Below are 15,009 nucleotides of genomic sequence, written 5' to 3'. Positions count from 1 at the left end.
GGTTTCCTCCGTTTAGCTTCGTCAATACGGCACTTTAGGGCGGGTAGCTCAGTGGTAGAGCATTCGACTTTTAATCGACTGGTCGAGGGTTCGATCCCCTCCCCGCCCACCATCACCGCGATGAGCCACGCCGGAACTTCCGGTTTTCACACCATCCTCAGCCTCTGAACACCGGACAATCGAACATGCGGATTACCCTCGTCGGCTCCAAACACTTCGGCGTCACGACCCTCGATATGCTGAAGACCCACAACGTCGAGATCGCGTCCGTGGTGGTTGCAGATGCCGAGGACCGTCTCGCCGCAGCCGCCAAGGCTGTCGGCATCCCGGTAACAGTCCAGGCCAATCCGAAGCTCGTCGTGGCCTCCGAGATCGCCGAGGGCACCGAGCTGATTATCACGGCGCACAGCCACGCCCGCATCGGCAAGGATGCGCTCGCCGCAGCCAGCCTTGGCGGCATTGGCTACCATCCGTCACTGTTGCCCCGTCACCGTGGCATCGCTGCCGTGGAATGGACCATCAAGGAAGGCGATCCGATCGCCGGCGGCACCATCTATCACCTTGCCGATGTCATGGACGGTGGCGCCATCGCCGCGCAGGAATGGTGCTTCGTGAAAAAAGGCGAAACTGCTCGCGAACTTTGGGAGCGCGCGTTGGCGCCGCTGGGCCTCAAGCTGCTCGGCGAGGTCGTGGACTTCGCGACTGTCCACAAGCGTTTGCCCGCAACCTACCAGGACGAGCAATTCGCGACCAATGCGCCAAAACTGGCCTAGAAGCCTCCAAACTGGTTAAAAAGGCGCCGGAACCCGCCCGAATCAACCAAATCTGTCACCTAAAGGGAACCAATTTGCCCGTCGCGACTTGCATCCCGTGAGTTGTTTTGGGTCTATGCGGCAACGCAGCAAATTTTGGACACATTACCCCCCAATAAGGTGGCCATCACAACATCGAGGATTTGATTCAATGCGTTTTGACCGCATCCGTTCCGCCTTGTCCGTTTCGCTGATTGCCAGCGCAGCGTTGATTTCGGCTCCTTCGTTCGCAGCCGACAATGCCTATGACGGGCTCTGGAATGTGACCATCGTTACCAAGACCGGCAGCTGCGAGCCGACGGCTCGCTATCCGTTGACCGTCACCGAAGGCCGCATCACTGCGCCCGGCGCCGACGTCAACGGCAAGGTTGGCCGCGAAGGCACCGTACGCGTATCGATCGGACCTGCTTTCGCCAACGGCCAGTTGTCCGGAAACACCGGATCGGGCAAGTGGAACGGCGCCTCGGGCGGCGTCCCCTGCAGCGGCCGGTGGGAAGCTTCGCGTCAGTAATCCCCAACCAGGAATGCTCCCCATGATGCCTACCTCGACCTCTCCGCGTTCGCTCGTTCGGACCGCGGTGCTCTGCGCGGCGCTCGGTCTGACGTCCGCGTCGGCATATGCCCAGTCAGCGCCGTTCGCCGGTATGGCCGGGGTGTGGTCGGGTAACGGGACGATCTCGCTCGAGGACGGCTCCAAGGAGCGCATTCGCTGCAAGGCGACCTATGCCGTGAGCGGCGACGGCGCGGGACTGAACCAGTCCCTGCTCTGCGCCAGCGACAGCTACAAGTTCGAGCTGAAGAGCGACGTGAAGGCCAGAGGCGGCGAGCTGTCTGGCAGCTGGGCTGAGACGACCCGCGGCGTGACAGGGTCGCTTGAGGGCCGGGCAACCGCCGGCAAGTTCAATGTTGACGTTTCATCGCCAGCCTTCAGCGCGAAGCTGATCCTGACGACGACCGGCAACAAGCAGCAGGTCTCGATCACCTCCGAAGGCCAGTTCAGGGGCGCCAGCATTTCGCTCAGCCGCAGCTGATCGTTCCGCATGTTTGGAATTCGAACCCCGGTTGTTTCAAACAACCGGGGTTTTGTTTTGCTTCCATGCCTCTGCCGAAGAGCGTCCGGGACCACCCGCCCGCAACGCAGCCCCACCGGATTCGTCCGTTGCAAAGCCCGGCGATGTCGCCGATAGAGCCAGTTCTAAGGCTGAAACCGCTGCGTGAATCATTGCAGCGCAAGAAACTGGTTCTCAGGGATTATGGATCGCCCCCCGTCGAAGGCCCGCGCCGCGCTGTGGATGTCCGGCTGGCTGCTTCTGATGCTGTTCGTCGCCATCGGCGGTCGCGAGACGCTGCGCGAACTCAATGTCTTCCAGGTGATGGAGATCCGATCCGTCTTCGGCTTCGTCATGCTGTTGCCGATCCTGTATTTCAACGGCGGCTTTCGCGCCATGAAGACCACGCGGCCGCTGGCGCATGTGTCGCGCAACCTCGTGCATTACGGCGCGCAGCTCGGCTGGTTCTACGCACTCACGCTCATTCCGCTGAGCCAGCTGGTCTCGATCGAGTTCACCATGCCGATCTGGATTGCCATCATGGCGGCGTTCTTTCTCGGCGAACGCATGACGCTCTGGAAGATCGTCGCCATCGTGCTCGGCCTGATCGGCGTGATCGTCATCGTTCGCCCGACCACGGGCGTCGTCAATCCCGGTCAGCTGATTGCGCTAGCCGCCGCGTTTGGCTTCGGCATCTCGATCACATTGATCAAGTCACTGACGCGCACGGACAGCGCGCTGAAGATCATCTTCTGGATGATCGTGGTGCAGTCGGTGGCCGGCGTTTTCCCCGCGCTATACTCCTGGCAGTGGCCATCGGCCTATGTCTGGGGCTGGCTTGTCGTGGTCGCCTTCTGCGGGACGTTTTCTCACTTCTGCATGGCGCGCGCGATGCTCTATGCCGATGCGACGGTGGTCGTGCCGATGGACTTTCTGCGCGTACCACTCAGTGCCACCATCGGATGGTTACTATACTCTGAACGGCTCGACATGTTCACACTGCTCGGCGCAGCTCTCATTCTCGCCGGCAACACGCTGAACCTGCTCAGTACCGATCGACCGCCGGTGCGTGCGGCGGCCTGACGCATCGGGTTCCCCTTTTTCGATTTTATTCTCCGAGTGCGTGTCTCGACATTTTGGCGCACGCCCGCAATTGGTACTTTTCCCAATGTGTCTAGGGTCGAATGACCGGATTCGTGGGGGAGATCGTATCGTGCGCCATTTCGCTTTTGCCCTGTCTGCGCTGTCCATGTCCATCCTGTTCAGCGCGGATGCAGCGCTTGCCGACAAGCGCGTCGCTTTCGTCGTTGGCAATGGCAGCTACAAGAATGTCGATCCGTTGCCGAACCCGCCGATCGACGCGAAGGCCATGGCCAGCGCGCTACGCAATGTCGGCTTCGACGTCATCGAAGGATCGAACCTGACGCGCGACGGCATGACCGAAAAGCTGCTCGACTTCGGCCGCAAGGCGCAGGGCGCCGATGTCGCGGTGTTCTTCTATGCCGGCCACGGTATCTCGGTGAACAACATCAACTACCTTTTGCCGATCGATGCCAATCTGAAGTCGGAGATGGACGTCAAGCTCGGCGCAGCGATCAATGTCGAGACCACCCTCGACCAGACCATGGGCGATGCCAAGGTGAAGCTGGTATTCCTCGATGCCTGCCGCGACAATCCGTTTGCTGCCAAGATCCGCTCCAGCGGATCTGCCACGCGCAGCGTCGCGGTGTCGTCCGGTCTTGCGGAGATGAAATCCGGCGAAGGCACGCTGATCGCATTCGCCACCAGCCCCGGCCAGACCGCCCTCGACGGCAAGAGCGGAAGCAACAGCCCGTTCACCCGCGCACTGCTCAACAACATCACCACGCCCGGCGCCGAGATCCAGCAGGCGATGACGAAAGTGCGCGCACAGGTGCAGGACGAAACCAACAAAGGCCAGCTGCCTTGGGGCCACACCAATCTGATCGGCGCAGTCTATCTCAATCCAGACGTTCAGGCGCAGGTCGCCGTTGCCGCGGCCAGCCCCACCGCCACCATGCCCGCGGCTGCCACCGCCGGCTCCGATGTCGAGCTCGAGTTCTGGCGCTCGATCAAGGACTCGAACCGGCCGGAGGAACTGAACGCCTACATCTCGATGTACCCGAACGGCCAGTTCAAGCCGCTCGCCCTCGCCCGTATCGCCGCGCTACAGGAAGCCGCCACCGCGCCGCGTACCGCTGCGCCGGGCGTCGACAAGGCCGTGTTTACCGAGGAAGCCAACCAGCTCACCGAGGACAAGATCGGTCTCGACAAGATGAAGCGGCGCGACGTGCAACGCCGCCTCAATGGCCTTGGCTTCGACACCCAGACGACCGGCAGCTTCGATGCCGGGACCCGTGGCGTGATCACGCGGTGGCAGGCGGCACGCGGTTACCCGACGTCGGGCTATCTCAACAAGGTCCAGCATGCCGCACTGCTCACCGAGGTCGTTGCGCTAAAGGAAGAACCGGCACCCGCACCGAAGCCGGTGCGCCGCCAGGTGCAACAACAGACCTATGAGGAAGCGCCCGTGGTCCGGCGCCAGGCCGCGCCGGCGCCCGCCCCGGCCATCGACCCCGCAGGTCCCGGCCGGTTCATCGGCGGCGTGGTTGGCGGCTTCCTGAACCGCTAAGCCCGCTACCTGGAGCGGCAGCCTACTTGCCTGCCGCCTTGCGCAGCGCGTCGTTCATGCGGTCCTGCCAGCCCGGGCCGTCCTGCTGAAAATATTCCAGCACATCCTGATCGATCCGCAGCGACACCAGTTCGCGCACACCGGGAACGGCTGCCTTGGCGACCGGTGCCTCGACCGGCTTCGTGGTGGTCTTCTTGAACGCCGCCTCCGCCTCGGTGCGGGCATCCTGGAGCGTGCGCGGGCGTCGCGGGGGCTGTGCCATCTCGGTCAGATTCCTTCCAACATTGCCGTCGAGAGATAGCGCCCGCTGAGCGCCTGCACAATCGCTTCCACGGTGTTGCCGAAGATGCGTCCGCACAAGGGCGCGACGTGGCGGCTACTCGCCTCTGCTGCAGGACCGGCAATGTCAGCAAATTTTACAAATGTCATTCATCGTAACAGGCGCATTCTTCGTGACGCACGTGGCATCGCACAAAGGTGACCGCGCTGCGGCACAAACATGCGCTGACTTAAAAAACTTCAAAGCAACGCATTTGTGTTGCGACACGGTCAAACAAATCGGATTAGGATCGCATCATGTCCGATGAGACGACGAAGGAGGTCACGATGTCAGCATCAGCTGAAGTCCGTACGACCAAAACGTCCCATCCCGCGCCGCGTGGCAGCGATCTTCCGACCTGCCCCGTTTGTGCCGACTCGATGATTGCTGCCGAGGCGTCGGCCTTTCTCACCGATGACGTCGTCAGCTATCTCTGGACCTGCGATACATGCGGCTATGGTTTTGTGACCAAGCACGCCTTTCGCCGGACGGTCTGCAACTAGCGCTGTTCGCGCGGACCAGCGTGAACCGATCTTGGATTGCTCCGCGATCCGAGGAAGCCACCGATTGTGACTATCGCATTCACCGTGCCTCTGCTTGCCCGTCGAGGGCTGCCTTCCACGCAAATGGCACAATCAAAACGCCCAGTAAGGCGAACGCTGCCAGTATCGCCCATGCGTCATTGACGCTCCAAACAAAAGCAGCCGCTCGCGCCGAGGCTCAGCATATCGTCTCGACCGGCGTCCGCGTCGGCGCAGCATCGGCACGCGTCAAGGTCAGCAATCTGCGCAAACGATTTGCACCGTCACGCGTGCACTAGGTAATGACCACGCCGCAGTCACACCTTCGCCATTTCTGATGTTCCCAAGCCGTGCTAACCAGCTGTCGGGTCTACAGCGGAGAAGCCGTCTCTCAGGTCGAGGGGATACCCGCACTGGAGTCGGTCATGACCGGTCAAATTCCCTTCTTCGTGCCTAAGCGCACGATCACTGCAAGTGAGGTCGCGGGCATCGCGGGCTTACTTTTTGTTACAAAAGATTTCCTCATTTCGGCTGGAGCAGCGCTAGAGACAGCGCGCCGCGGCGAGCTGAGCTATATGGACAATCACAAGTATCTTGAGGCCTTGAGGCAGACGAATGCAGGCGCTTGTCTCGTCTCCCCGCGCTTCAGCGCATCCGTTCCAAAGGAGACTTACTCTTTTGTGACACCTCAGCCGTACTTGATTTACTCAAGGATCCTCGCGTTGCTCTATCCAGGAGCGGCTATCCCGGGGTCACTTTTCGAGACCGACGGCATTTCTCCAAACGCCACGATTCATGCTTCGGCCATTATCGATTGCGGGGTTACCATCGATCCCGGCGCAGTGATCGGTCCCCGGGCCAAGATCGGTGAACGCACTTATATCGGGTCAAACGTCGTGATCGGTCCAGACGTAACCATCGGGAGCCATAGCTCAGTCGGCGCCAGCGCTATCATTGCGCACGCAACTGTCGGCAATCACGTCATTGTCCATCCAGGCGTATCGATCGGGCAGGACGGCTTCGGATTCGTGCCTGACAAAGGCGGACATATAAAAATTCTCCAGGTCGGAGGCGTCATTATTGAGGACTGCGTCGAAATAGGCGCAAACACGACCATCGATCGCGGGTCGACCCGCAACACGTCTATCGGCGAAGGTACGAAGCTCGATAACCTCGTACAAGTCGCCCACAACGTGACGATTGGCAGACACTGCCTCATCGCCGCGCAAGTCGGAATTGCCGGATCCGCAACTCTCGGGAGCTTTGTTGCAATAGGCGGCCAGACTGGAATTGCTCCTCATCTGACGATCGGCGACGGCGCACAGATAGCCGGTGCAAGCGGCGTCACGCGCGACGTGCCCGCAGGAGAGCGATGGGCAGGATTCCCAGCTCGCCCGAGCCGCAGGTTTTTCCGGCAATACAAGGCCATGGAAATGCTTGCGGCCGGTGACCGCGAGACAAACGATTGATGAACCTGCAAACCGGACCTGGCTGCCGGCCGAGGCACGGATGATCGACTGGCCGGTGAAGTCGGAACCGGTGAAGGCGACCTAGTTGACCTCCGGTTACCGCGGCGGAATGTCGCCGCGTGCCCAGCCCTCGCGCGTATGCGCCCGAAACTCTTCGAACGTTCCGGCCTCGATGGCTGCGCGGATGCCCTGCATCAGGCTCTGGTAATAGGCGATGTTGATTTCCGACAGCAGCATCGCGCCGAGGGTCTCACCTGATCGCACCAGATGATGCAGATAGGCGCGCGAGTAATCGCGTGCCGCCGGCCAAGTGCTCTCTTCGTCCAGCGGCCGCGGATCATCCTGATGCCGCGCATTGCGCATGTTGATCTGGCCGTGGCGCGTGAAGGCCATGCCGTGGCGACCGTTGCGCGTCGGCATCACGCAGTCGAACATGTCGACGCCGCGCGCCACCGCTTCCAGCATATCATCCGGCGTGCCGACACCCATCAGATAACGCGGCCGGTCCGAGGGGAGGATCGGAACCACCTCCTCGATCATCGCCAGCATCACGGCCTGCGGCTCGCCGACGGCGAGCCCACCGATCGCATAGCCATGAAAGCCGATATCGATCAGCCCCTGTGCGCTGGCGCGGCGCAGTTCCGGCACATCGCCCCCCTGCGCGATGCCGAACAGCATGTAGCCGTCCGGCGCCGTCTCGAAGGCGCGCTTGCAGCGCTCGGCCCAGCGCAGCGACAGCTGCATCGCACGATCGATGTCGGCGTGCTCCGCCGGCAGCCGCACGCATTCGTCGAGCTGCATGGCGATGTCGGAATTCAGCAGCCGCTGGATCTCGATGGCGCGCTCCGGCGTCAATTCGAACTTCGCGCCATCGATATGCGAACGGAACGTGACGCCCTGCTCGGTCACCTTGCGGAGCTGCGCCAGCGACATCACCTGGAAGCCGCCGGAATCGGTCAGCATCGGTCCGTTCCAGGTCGTGAATTTTTGCAGACCGCCGAACGACGCGACGCGTTCGGCGCCGGGACGCAGCATCAGGTGGTAGGTATTGCCGAGCACGATATCGGCACCGGCATCGCGCACGTCGCGCCAGTGCAGGCTCTTCATCGCACCGAGGGTGCCGACCGGCATGAAGGCAGGTGTGCGCACCACGCCATGCGGCGTCGTCAGCTGGCCCCTGCGTGCCGTGCCGTCAGTGCGCAGCAGTTCGAAATGATTGGCGACGGTCATTGATTGCGTGTGTCCCGAAACAGCAGACTGGCGTCGCCGTATGAATAGAAACGATAGCCGGTCGCGATGGCATGGGCATAGGCCTGCTTCATCGTATCCATGCCGGCAAAGGCAGAGACCAGCATGAACAGCGTCGAACGCGGCAGATGGAAATTCGTGAGCATGATATCGACGGCGCGGAAACGATAGCCGGGCGTGATGAAGATCGCAGTCTCGTCGGCGAATGGATCAATAACGCCGTCCTCGGACGTCGCGCTTTCCAGCAGACGCATTGAGGTCGTGCCAACGGCAACCACGCGTCCGCCGGCCGCATGCGCTGCGTTCAACGCATCCGCCGTTGCGCGCGAGATCGTACCCCACTCGGAATGCATCTTGTGCTCGGCGGTGTCGTCGACCTTCACCGGCAGGAACGTCCCTGCTCCGACATGCAGCGTGATGCGATGCAGGCCGACGCCGCGCGCTTTCAGAGCGGCTTCCAGTGCCGGCGTGAAATGCAGTCCCGCCGTCGGTGCGGCGACGGCGCCGTCATTGGCGGCGAACATGGTTTGATAATCGGCCGTGTCACGCTCGTCCGGAGCGCGTTTTCCGGCGATGTAAGGCGGCAGCGGCGGCGCGCCGAGTTCAGCGATCGCCTGATCCAGCGCCGGGCCGTGAAACGAGAAAGAGAAGATGATTTCGCCGGCATCACCCTTGTGCTCGACTTGAGCGTCGAGATGTCCGAGCAGGCAGACGCGGCCTTCATTGCCGAAGCGCACCGTATCGCCTTCGACGAGCTTCTTTGCAGGCCGTACCAGCGCCTGCCAGCGCGAATTGTCGAGGCGCTTGATCAGCGTCGCATCGATCTTCGGTTCGGTCTCGCGGCCAATACGACGGCCGGTGAGTTGCGCCGAGATCACCCTGGTGTCGTTGACGACCAGCTGATCGCCGGGCTTCAGCCAGGTCGGCAGATCCGATACGACATGATCCTGCACGCCGATACCCGGCTGAACGACAAGTAGCCGCGCGGCGTCGCGCGGGCTGGCAGGCCGCAGCGCGATGTTCTCGGCGGGAAGTTCGAAATCGAAGATATCGGTACGCATGGGTTTGTAGTTATTCCCACTCCGTCATGGCCGGGCTCGTCCCGTCCATCCACGTCTTGGTGTTGATGCCTATAAAACGTCGATGCCCGGGACAACTAGCGAAGTTCGCTTCGCGCTGCCCGGGCATGACGAACGTGAGGGAGGAGCTTAACTTAGGCAGCCGCGTCAGCAGCCATGGTGGCCTTGACGATCTTGTCCGGGTTCTGCACCGGCTCGCCGCGCTTGATCTTGTCGACGTTCTCCATGCCTTCGGTGACCTTGCCCCAGACAGTGTACTGCTTGTTGAGGAACGACGCGTCGTCGAAGCAGATGAAGAACTGGCTGTCGCCGGAATCCGGGCTGGCCGCGCGGGCCATCGACAGCGTGCCGCGCACATGCGGCTCGTTATTGAATTCGGCCTTCAGCTTCTTGCCCGAACCGCCGGTGCCGGTGCCCTGCGGACAGCCGGTCTGCGCCATGAAGCCGTCGATGACACGGTGGAAGACGATACCGTCGTAGAAGCCTTCGCGCACGAGCTCCTTGATACGGGCGACATGGCCCGGGGCCAGATCCGGGCGCATCTCGATGGTGACGGGACCCTGGGTGGTTTCAAGGATCAAAGTATTCTCGGTAACAGCCATGCTCGTCTCTCTACTGGTTTGGGTTGGTTTCGGCGGTCGTCAAACCGCACTCGGAAGGGGCGTCCAGCGACCGCGTCGCCCAGGCCCCCGGTAAATGGCATCGGCGTGCAATGTTGCAATGTCTCCATCACAGCCGTTCGGTAAGCAACGCTGTCGGCCTCGGAGGCATCCGGCGTCTCGAAGGTAATTCGCGGCCTTCCGAGAAGTTCACCGGATCGCTTGAAGCTGAACAGCACCGTGATCTCCATGCCCGGATTGCCGCGCGGCAAGGCGGGCGGATGCCAGCACGCTTTCAGCCTTCCGAACATGCCCTCCAACGTGCTCACGGCTTCAGACTGAGCCGATGCCGGATGCGCCTGAAGGACGCCAGACAGCAATAATGCCGCGAGCAGAGCAATCACCCTGCATCGCGGCATCATGATGCTCACTTGATGTCAGAAGCGACCTGAACCTTGACCATCTTGTCAGGGTCGGTCACGGCACCACTGGCCGAGCCGGGAGGCGCCTTCTTGAGCTTGTCCACCACATCCATGCCGGCAACGACATCACCAACCACGGTGTACTTGCCGTTCAGCGACGAGCCGTCCGCGAACATGATGAAGAACTGCGAATTGGCCGAATCCGGATCGCCGGCTCGCGCCATGCCGACGACGCCGCGCTTGTACGGTACCTGCGAGAATTCGGCCTTCAGGTTCGGATACTTCGATCCGCCGGTGCCGTTGAAGTTCTTGCCGTCACCGGTCTGCGCCATGAAGCCGTCCATCACGCGGTGGAACGGTACGTTGTTGTAGTAGCCTTCGCGGGCGAGCAGCTTGATGCGCTCGGCGTGCTGCGGGGCGATATCGGTGCGCAGCTTGATGATGATCCGGCCCTTGGTCGTGTCGATCACGACCGAATTGGCCTTGTCGAGGCCAGCCGGAAGGGCTGCCGGAGCCTGCGCGAAAGCGGGAGCCGCGAACATCAGCGCGGCAGCAAGTGCGACTATACGGATCATGGAAACTCCGGATCAGAGAAAGCCGGTCAGCCGGCCAGGATATTTATTTGAGTTATGCGGCGAATTTGGACTTGAGGCTCTTGGCAACCGCGTCCGGGACGAAAGCCGAAACGTCGCCGCCCATGGCGGCGATTTGCCGGACCAGTGTGGCGGTGATCGGGCGGACGCTCACCGAGGCCGGAAGAAATACCGTCTGCACATCCGGCGCCATGGTCTCGTTCATGCCGACGATCTGCATCTCGTAATCCAGATCGGTGCCGTCGCGCAGCCCGCGGATCATGATGGTCGCACCGATCTGCTGCGCCAGTGTGGTGGTGAGATTGTCATAGGTCGTGCAGTCGAATTCGCAGCCGGCGGCCGAGGCCAGCGGTCCGAACACCTGCTTCACCATCTCCAGCCGCTCGTCCGTCGAGAACAGCGGCTTCTTGCCAGGGTGGACGCCGATCGCGACCACGAGCTTGTCGCACAGGCCAACGGCATGGCGGACCACATCGAGATGGCCATTGGTGACGGGATCGAATGAACCGGGATAAAGCGCGATACGGGGCATTCCCCCTCCTACCCCGCCCCCGTTCGAGCCGCAAGCCGACTTGGTTCCGCCCGCTGGGGCCGAATGGCCGATGTTTATTTTCGGACAGGGCTCGAACCGGATGCCGAGTCAGCGCGTCTACTGGGTACGCAGCAACGATATTGAAAACATTGGGCTTTCGAGCCTCATGTGTCGTCATGCGCGTACGGACGAAACACAAACCGGGCCGGATGAAACCACTTTGCCCGGACACGACAACTTCCTGAAACCGGGCCTGATTAATCAGGCAAGCACAGGAAGCGACAAACAAACCGGGCCAAAACGGCCCGAATGACAGGGGACCGTCATGATCAAGACTCTCTCAGCAGTTGCCGTCGCAGCTTTCATTGCAGCCGCCCTCACCGTTCTGCCGGGCTTTGCCCCGAAGGTCGAGGCGTCGGTGCCGGTGGCCCTCGCCAAGGCCGACCGCCTGGACATCCACACCGTAGGTCGCAACTGCTCCGAGCAGGCCTGGCCGAACTTCGAGGCCTCCTGCCTGCGTAACGCAGCCAGCAAGACGATCACTGTCCGCGAAGTCCGCCTCGTGACCACCGAGCGTCGCTAAGCGGCAAAAGATACCGCATCCCGGTCAGAGCCGGGGTGTACTGATATTCAATCTGGACAATCACGATCCACTCACCGAACCCGCACGACGCATAGTTCAGTGAAACTCTCGCGACAGCTACTTCAACTAATTTCATAGCAATTCGCGACGCAACGTCGCAGACTGCCGGTCAAGCGCAATTGTCAAGCGCGAGTCCCGTGAGGGCTGCCAGTGACCGCCATCCCAGCTGCATCGCCAGGGCACACTGGCGGACTTCCTCTCACGGCAACGATCGGCGCGCTCGGCGTCGTCTATGGCGATATCGGCACCAGCCCCCTTTACGCATTGAAGGAAGCCGTGAAGGCAGCCGCCCATGGCGGGCCTCTCACGTCCGAAGCAACGCTCGGTGTGGTGTCGCTGATCCTCTGGGCGTTGATCCTGATTATCTCCCTGAAATACGCGCTTCTAATTCTGCGCGCCGACAATCGCGGCGAAGGCGGTATCGTCGCGCTGTTGGCACTGCTCCACGCGCGTAACGCAGAGCCGGGCACTTGGCGCATACATCTGCTGGTCGTCGGCCTCGTTGGTGCCGCCCTGCTCTATGGCGATGGCGCCATCACGCCGGCGATCTCGGTGCTATCAGCCATTGAAGGCCTCAAGGTCGATGCACCGTCGCTGGCGCCAGCCGTGGTGCCGCTCACCGTCATCATTCTGATCGGGCTGTTTCTAATGCAGAGCAAGGGCACCGGTTTCATCGGCGGCATCTTCGGGCCAGTGATGCTGGGCTGGTTTGCCGTGCTCGCGCTGCTCGGCATCCATGGCATCGTGCAATCGCCCGGCGTGCTCGCTGCCGTCAGTCCGCTCTATGCCTTCGAATTCCTGATCCACCAGGACTTCCACATCAGCTTTGCCATTCTCGGTGCAGCCTTCCTTGCCGTGACCGGCGGCGAAGCGATGTATGCCGATATGGGCCATTTCGGCCGGATGCCGATCCGGCTCGCCTGGTTTGCCATCGCCCTGCCGGCGCTGGTGCTGAACTATTTCGGCCAGGCGGGACTGCTGATCGCAGACCCTACCGCCATCAACAACCCGTTCTATCAACTGGCGCCTGACTGGCTGCACTACCCGCTGGTGGCCTTTGCCACTGTCGCGACGGTGATCGCCTCGCAGGCTATCATTTCCGGTGTGTTCTCGCTGACGCAGCAATCGATCCAGCTCGGCTTCCTGCCGCGAATGCAGATCCGGCACACCACCAGCCACGCCATGGGCCAGATCTATGTGCCGCTGGTGAACTGGCTGCTGGCGGCGGCGACGCTTGCCGCCGTGCTCAGCTTCGGCACGTCGGACGCGCTGGCAGGCGCCTATGGCATCGCCGTATCGCTGCTGATGGCGATCACCACGCTGCTCGCGGCATTGGTCGCGCTGCAATGGGGCTATCCGCCGCTTCTCGTCGTGTCGGTGAATGGCTTCTTCTTCATCATCGATTGCATCTTCTTCGCCGCCAATTCCACGAAGCTGTTCGAAGGCGGCTGGTTTCCGCTGTTCTTGGCGGCTGCTGTGGCGTTCCTGATGCTGACATGGCGCAGCGGCGTCAAACTCGTCGAAAGCGCCCGCGCCAAACTGCGTCAACCCGAAGAGGACCTGATCGAGACGGCCGTCAGTCGCTGCCATGCGCGCCTCAATGGCACCGCGGTGTTCCTGGCATCCATGCCGAATGGCGTGCCGCTGGCACTGACGCAATTCGTCAAGCACAACCACGTCCTACATGAGCGCGTCATTCTGGTGACTGTGCTGATCTCCGAAGTGCCGCGCGTCCCGGATGCCGATCGCGCCGAGATTATCGAAGTCATTGAAGGGATCACGCGCGTCATCCTGCATTACGGCTTTATGCAGTATCCAACGATTTCGGACGGGCTCGGCCTGGCTTCCGAACAGGGCAAGCTGCCCGGCATCGACCTCGCCGAGATCACCTATTACATCGGCCGGGAGACCATCATTCCCAGCGACAAGGTCGCGGGCATGGCGGTGTGGCGCGAAACCGTATTCGCGTTCCTGCAACGTAACGCCGAACGCTCCGCAGCGTTCTTCGGCGTGCCGACCAAGCAGGTCGTCGAGTTCGGCACCGAAATCGAGATTTAAGCCTCGCGCGACTTAAGCCTCGCCCGGTCCCTGCGCACCATCCGTTTGGTTCCTGCGTTAGTGACCGACACCCGCAGGGCGCGGGGCCTTTTCAAAACACGCGATCAGCATTTCGGTAAGAACCCGCACTTTCCGTGCGGGATGCTGACTTGGCGGGCGGACCACATAAACGCCTGCCTGTGGCGGCGGATAACGTGTCATGACCGGAACTAGCGCGCCAGAGGCGACATCGTCATGGGTGATGCCATCGGGGAGCCAGGCGATGCCGAGTCCTGCCAATGCGGCGGCGCGGAGCGCCGTGCCGTTGTCAGCTTTAAAGCGCCCTTGCGGATGCACCCTGATTGTCTTGTCGCCATCCATGAATTGCCAGGCTTCGGTGCCCTGCATGAGAGCCTGATGCGCAACGAGTTCGTCCGGCGTCTCGGGGGAACCATGCACTTCGATGTAGTCCGGGCTCGCGACCAATTTTGCATAAATAGGCCCGACGTGTCGCGCGATCAGGTTGGAGTCCGGAAGATAGCCAACCCGGATCGCGCAATCGAAACCTTCGGCGATGAGATCGACGAAGCGATCACTGTAGACGGTATGGATGTGGAGCTGCGGGTGCCGTCGCGCCATGTCCGCAAGCACGGGAGCTAGGTGCGTTGGACCGAAAGTAAGCGGCACGGCAATGCGCAGTCGCCCGCAAAGCTCACCGTCAGGCTGGATCAATTCCCGGGCTGCGTCGATCTCGCCGCAGGCGCGCGCCGCATGATCGCGAAACGTGATGCCGGCTTCCGTGAGCGCGGCGCCGCGCGTGGTGCGCGCCAGAAGCTGAACGCCGAGTTCCGCTTCGAGGCGGGCGAGCTGCCGACTGACAATGGACTTGGAGACGCCGAGCCGGCGCGCGGCGGATGACACGCCCCCGGCGTCGGCCACTTCCACGAACGTCCTGAGATCTTCGATATCCAATTCGGCGTTCCCCGTTCTGCGACACAGCTTGGCACGAGCGGTCACTATCGCATTACCGACAAGA

At 61.8% G+C, this 15,009-nt stretch carries 18 protein-coding genes and 1 tRNA gene; 11 read left to right on the top strand and 8 right to left on the bottom strand.

What is annotated here, in order from left to right; genetic code table 11:
• Positions 1 to 37 precede the first annotated feature (37 nt).
• From AB8A50_RS05470 to AB8A50_RS05445, 6 genes are all read left to right on the top strand, one after another.
• Positions 38 to 112, top strand: a tRNA-Lys gene (locus AB8A50_RS05470).
• A 73-nt stretch (positions 113 to 185) separates the two neighbouring features.
• Complete coding sequence (locus tag AB8A50_RS05465) at positions 186 to 773, top strand: formyltransferase family protein (protein ID WP_439071676.1); 588 nt, start codon at positions 186 to 188, stop codon at positions 771 to 773.
• 190 nt (positions 774 to 963) lie between these two features.
• The gene (locus tag AB8A50_RS05460) at positions 964 to 1,323 is read left to right on the top strand and encodes a hypothetical protein (protein ID WP_068730757.1); all 360 of its coding nucleotides are present in this window, start codon (positions 964 to 966) and stop codon (positions 1,321 to 1,323) included.
• Positions 1,324 to 1,345: 22 nt separating this feature from the next.
• Positions 1,346 to 1,843 (top strand): hypothetical protein, encoded by a 498-nt coding sequence (locus AB8A50_RS05455; protein WP_089264707.1) that lies wholly within the window; start codon positions 1,346 to 1,348, stop codon positions 1,841 to 1,843.
• Positions 1,844 to 2,065: 222 nt separating this feature from the next.
• On the top strand, positions 2,066 to 2,944 hold the full coding sequence (locus AB8A50_RS05450) for a DMT family transporter (RefSeq protein WP_175367010.1): 879 nt from the start codon (positions 2,066 to 2,068) through the stop codon (positions 2,942 to 2,944).
• A gap of 166 nt (positions 2,945 to 3,110) precedes the next feature.
• Positions 3,111 to 4,511, top strand: coding sequence for a caspase family protein (locus AB8A50_RS05445; RefSeq protein WP_439073016.1), 1,401 nt, complete (start codon positions 3,111 to 3,113; stop codon positions 4,509 to 4,511).
• Positions 4,512 to 4,533: 22 nt separating this feature from the next.
• Here the strand turns inward: AB8A50_RS05445 and AB8A50_RS05440 are convergent, their stop codons facing one another.
• Positions 4,534 to 4,773, bottom strand: a complete 240-nt coding sequence (locus AB8A50_RS05440) for a BrnA antitoxin family protein (protein WP_068730761.1) — start codon at positions 4,771 to 4,773, stop codon at positions 4,534 to 4,536.
• A gap of 344 nt (positions 4,774 to 5,117) precedes the next feature.
• On the opposite strand from AB8A50_RS05440, the gene AB8A50_RS05435 reads away from it, so the two are divergent.
• Positions 5,118 to 5,333 carry a hypothetical protein gene (locus AB8A50_RS05435; protein WP_068730943.1) on the top strand — a complete coding sequence of 72 codons (216 nt, stop codon included), beginning with the start codon at positions 5,118 to 5,120 and terminating at the stop codon, positions 5,331 to 5,333.
• Positions 5,334 to 5,776: 443 nt separating this feature from the next.
• On the top strand, positions 5,777 to 6,820 hold the full coding sequence (lpxD, locus tag AB8A50_RS05430; protein ID WP_439071591.1) for a UDP-3-O-(3-hydroxymyristoyl)glucosamine N-acyltransferase: 1,044 nt from the start codon (positions 5,777 to 5,779) through the stop codon (positions 6,818 to 6,820).
• 96 nt (positions 6,821 to 6,916) lie between these two features.
• Here lpxD and tgt read toward each other — a convergent pair whose 3' ends face one another.
• From tgt to coaD, 6 genes are all read right to left on the bottom strand, one after another.
• Entirely contained in the window at positions 6,917 to 8,050 is a 1,134-nt protein-coding gene (gene tgt, locus AB8A50_RS05425; protein ID WP_120289859.1) for a tRNA guanosine(34) transglycosylase Tgt, read from the bottom strand.
• A complete protein-coding gene (gene queA / locus AB8A50_RS05420) occupies positions 8,047 to 9,129 on the bottom strand; it encodes a tRNA preQ1(34) S-adenosylmethionine ribosyltransferase-isomerase QueA (protein ID WP_439077096.1) in 1,083 nt (360 codons plus the stop codon). Before queA ends, tgt begins: the two co-directional genes overlap by 4 nt.
• A 152-nt stretch (positions 9,130 to 9,281) precedes the next feature.
• Complete coding sequence (locus AB8A50_RS05415) at positions 9,282 to 9,749, bottom strand: peptidylprolyl isomerase (protein WP_116663619.1); 468 nt, start codon at positions 9,747 to 9,749, stop codon at positions 9,282 to 9,284.
• Positions 9,725 to 10,168 carry a hypothetical protein gene (locus AB8A50_RS05410; protein ID WP_439079920.1) on the bottom strand — a complete coding sequence of 148 codons (444 nt, stop codon included), beginning with the start codon at positions 10,166 to 10,168 and terminating at the stop codon, positions 9,725 to 9,727. Before AB8A50_RS05410 ends, AB8A50_RS05415 begins: the two co-directional genes overlap by 25 nt.
• Before the next feature lie 5 nt (positions 10,169 to 10,173).
• Positions 10,174 to 10,743, bottom strand: coding sequence for a peptidylprolyl isomerase (locus tag AB8A50_RS05405; protein WP_315841955.1), 570 nt, complete (start codon positions 10,741 to 10,743; stop codon positions 10,174 to 10,176).
• A gap of 52 nt (positions 10,744 to 10,795) precedes the next feature.
• The gene (gene coaD / locus AB8A50_RS05400; protein WP_089264449.1) at positions 10,796 to 11,293 is read right to left on the bottom strand and encodes a pantetheine-phosphate adenylyltransferase; all 498 of its coding nucleotides are present in this window, start codon (positions 11,291 to 11,293) and stop codon (positions 10,796 to 10,798) included.
• 70 nt (positions 11,294 to 11,363) lie between these two features.
• Here coaD and AB8A50_RS05395 point away from each other — a divergent pair, with 70 nt between their 5' ends.
• The 3 genes from AB8A50_RS05395 to AB8A50_RS05385 all read left to right on the top strand — a co-directional run bounded on the left by AB8A50_RS05395 (position 11,364) and on the right by AB8A50_RS05385 (position 13,994).
• On the top strand, positions 11,364 to 11,606 hold the full coding sequence (locus AB8A50_RS05395; RefSeq protein WP_439077095.1) for a hypothetical protein: 243 nt from the start codon (positions 11,364 to 11,366) through the stop codon (positions 11,604 to 11,606).
• A 12-nt stretch (positions 11,607 to 11,618) separates the two neighbouring features.
• Positions 11,619 to 11,876, top strand: coding sequence for a hypothetical protein (locus AB8A50_RS05390; RefSeq protein WP_089264450.1), 258 nt, complete (start codon positions 11,619 to 11,621; stop codon positions 11,874 to 11,876).
• 210 nt (positions 11,877 to 12,086) lie between these two features.
• Positions 12,087 to 13,994 carry a potassium transporter Kup gene (locus AB8A50_RS05385; protein WP_439077094.1) on the top strand — a complete coding sequence of 636 codons (1,908 nt, stop codon included), beginning with the start codon at positions 12,087 to 12,089 and terminating at the stop codon, positions 13,992 to 13,994.
• A 57-nt stretch (positions 13,995 to 14,051) separates the two neighbouring features.
• Here the strand turns inward: AB8A50_RS05385 and AB8A50_RS05380 are convergent, their stop codons facing one another.
• Positions 14,052 to 14,945 carry a LysR family transcriptional regulator gene (locus AB8A50_RS05380; RefSeq protein ID WP_439077093.1) on the bottom strand — a complete coding sequence of 298 codons (894 nt, stop codon included), beginning with the start codon at positions 14,943 to 14,945 and terminating at the stop codon, positions 14,052 to 14,054.
• Positions 14,946 to 15,009: the final 64 nt, after the last annotated feature.

This window comes from Tardiphaga sp. 841_E9_N1_2, assembly GCF_051811065.1.
Taxonomy (GTDB): domain Bacteria; phylum Pseudomonadota; class Alphaproteobacteria; order Rhizobiales; family Xanthobacteraceae; genus Tardiphaga; species Tardiphaga robiniae.
Note: the sequence above shows the minus strand (reverse complement) of the source record. Positions and strands in the feature narration are given on the sequence as shown.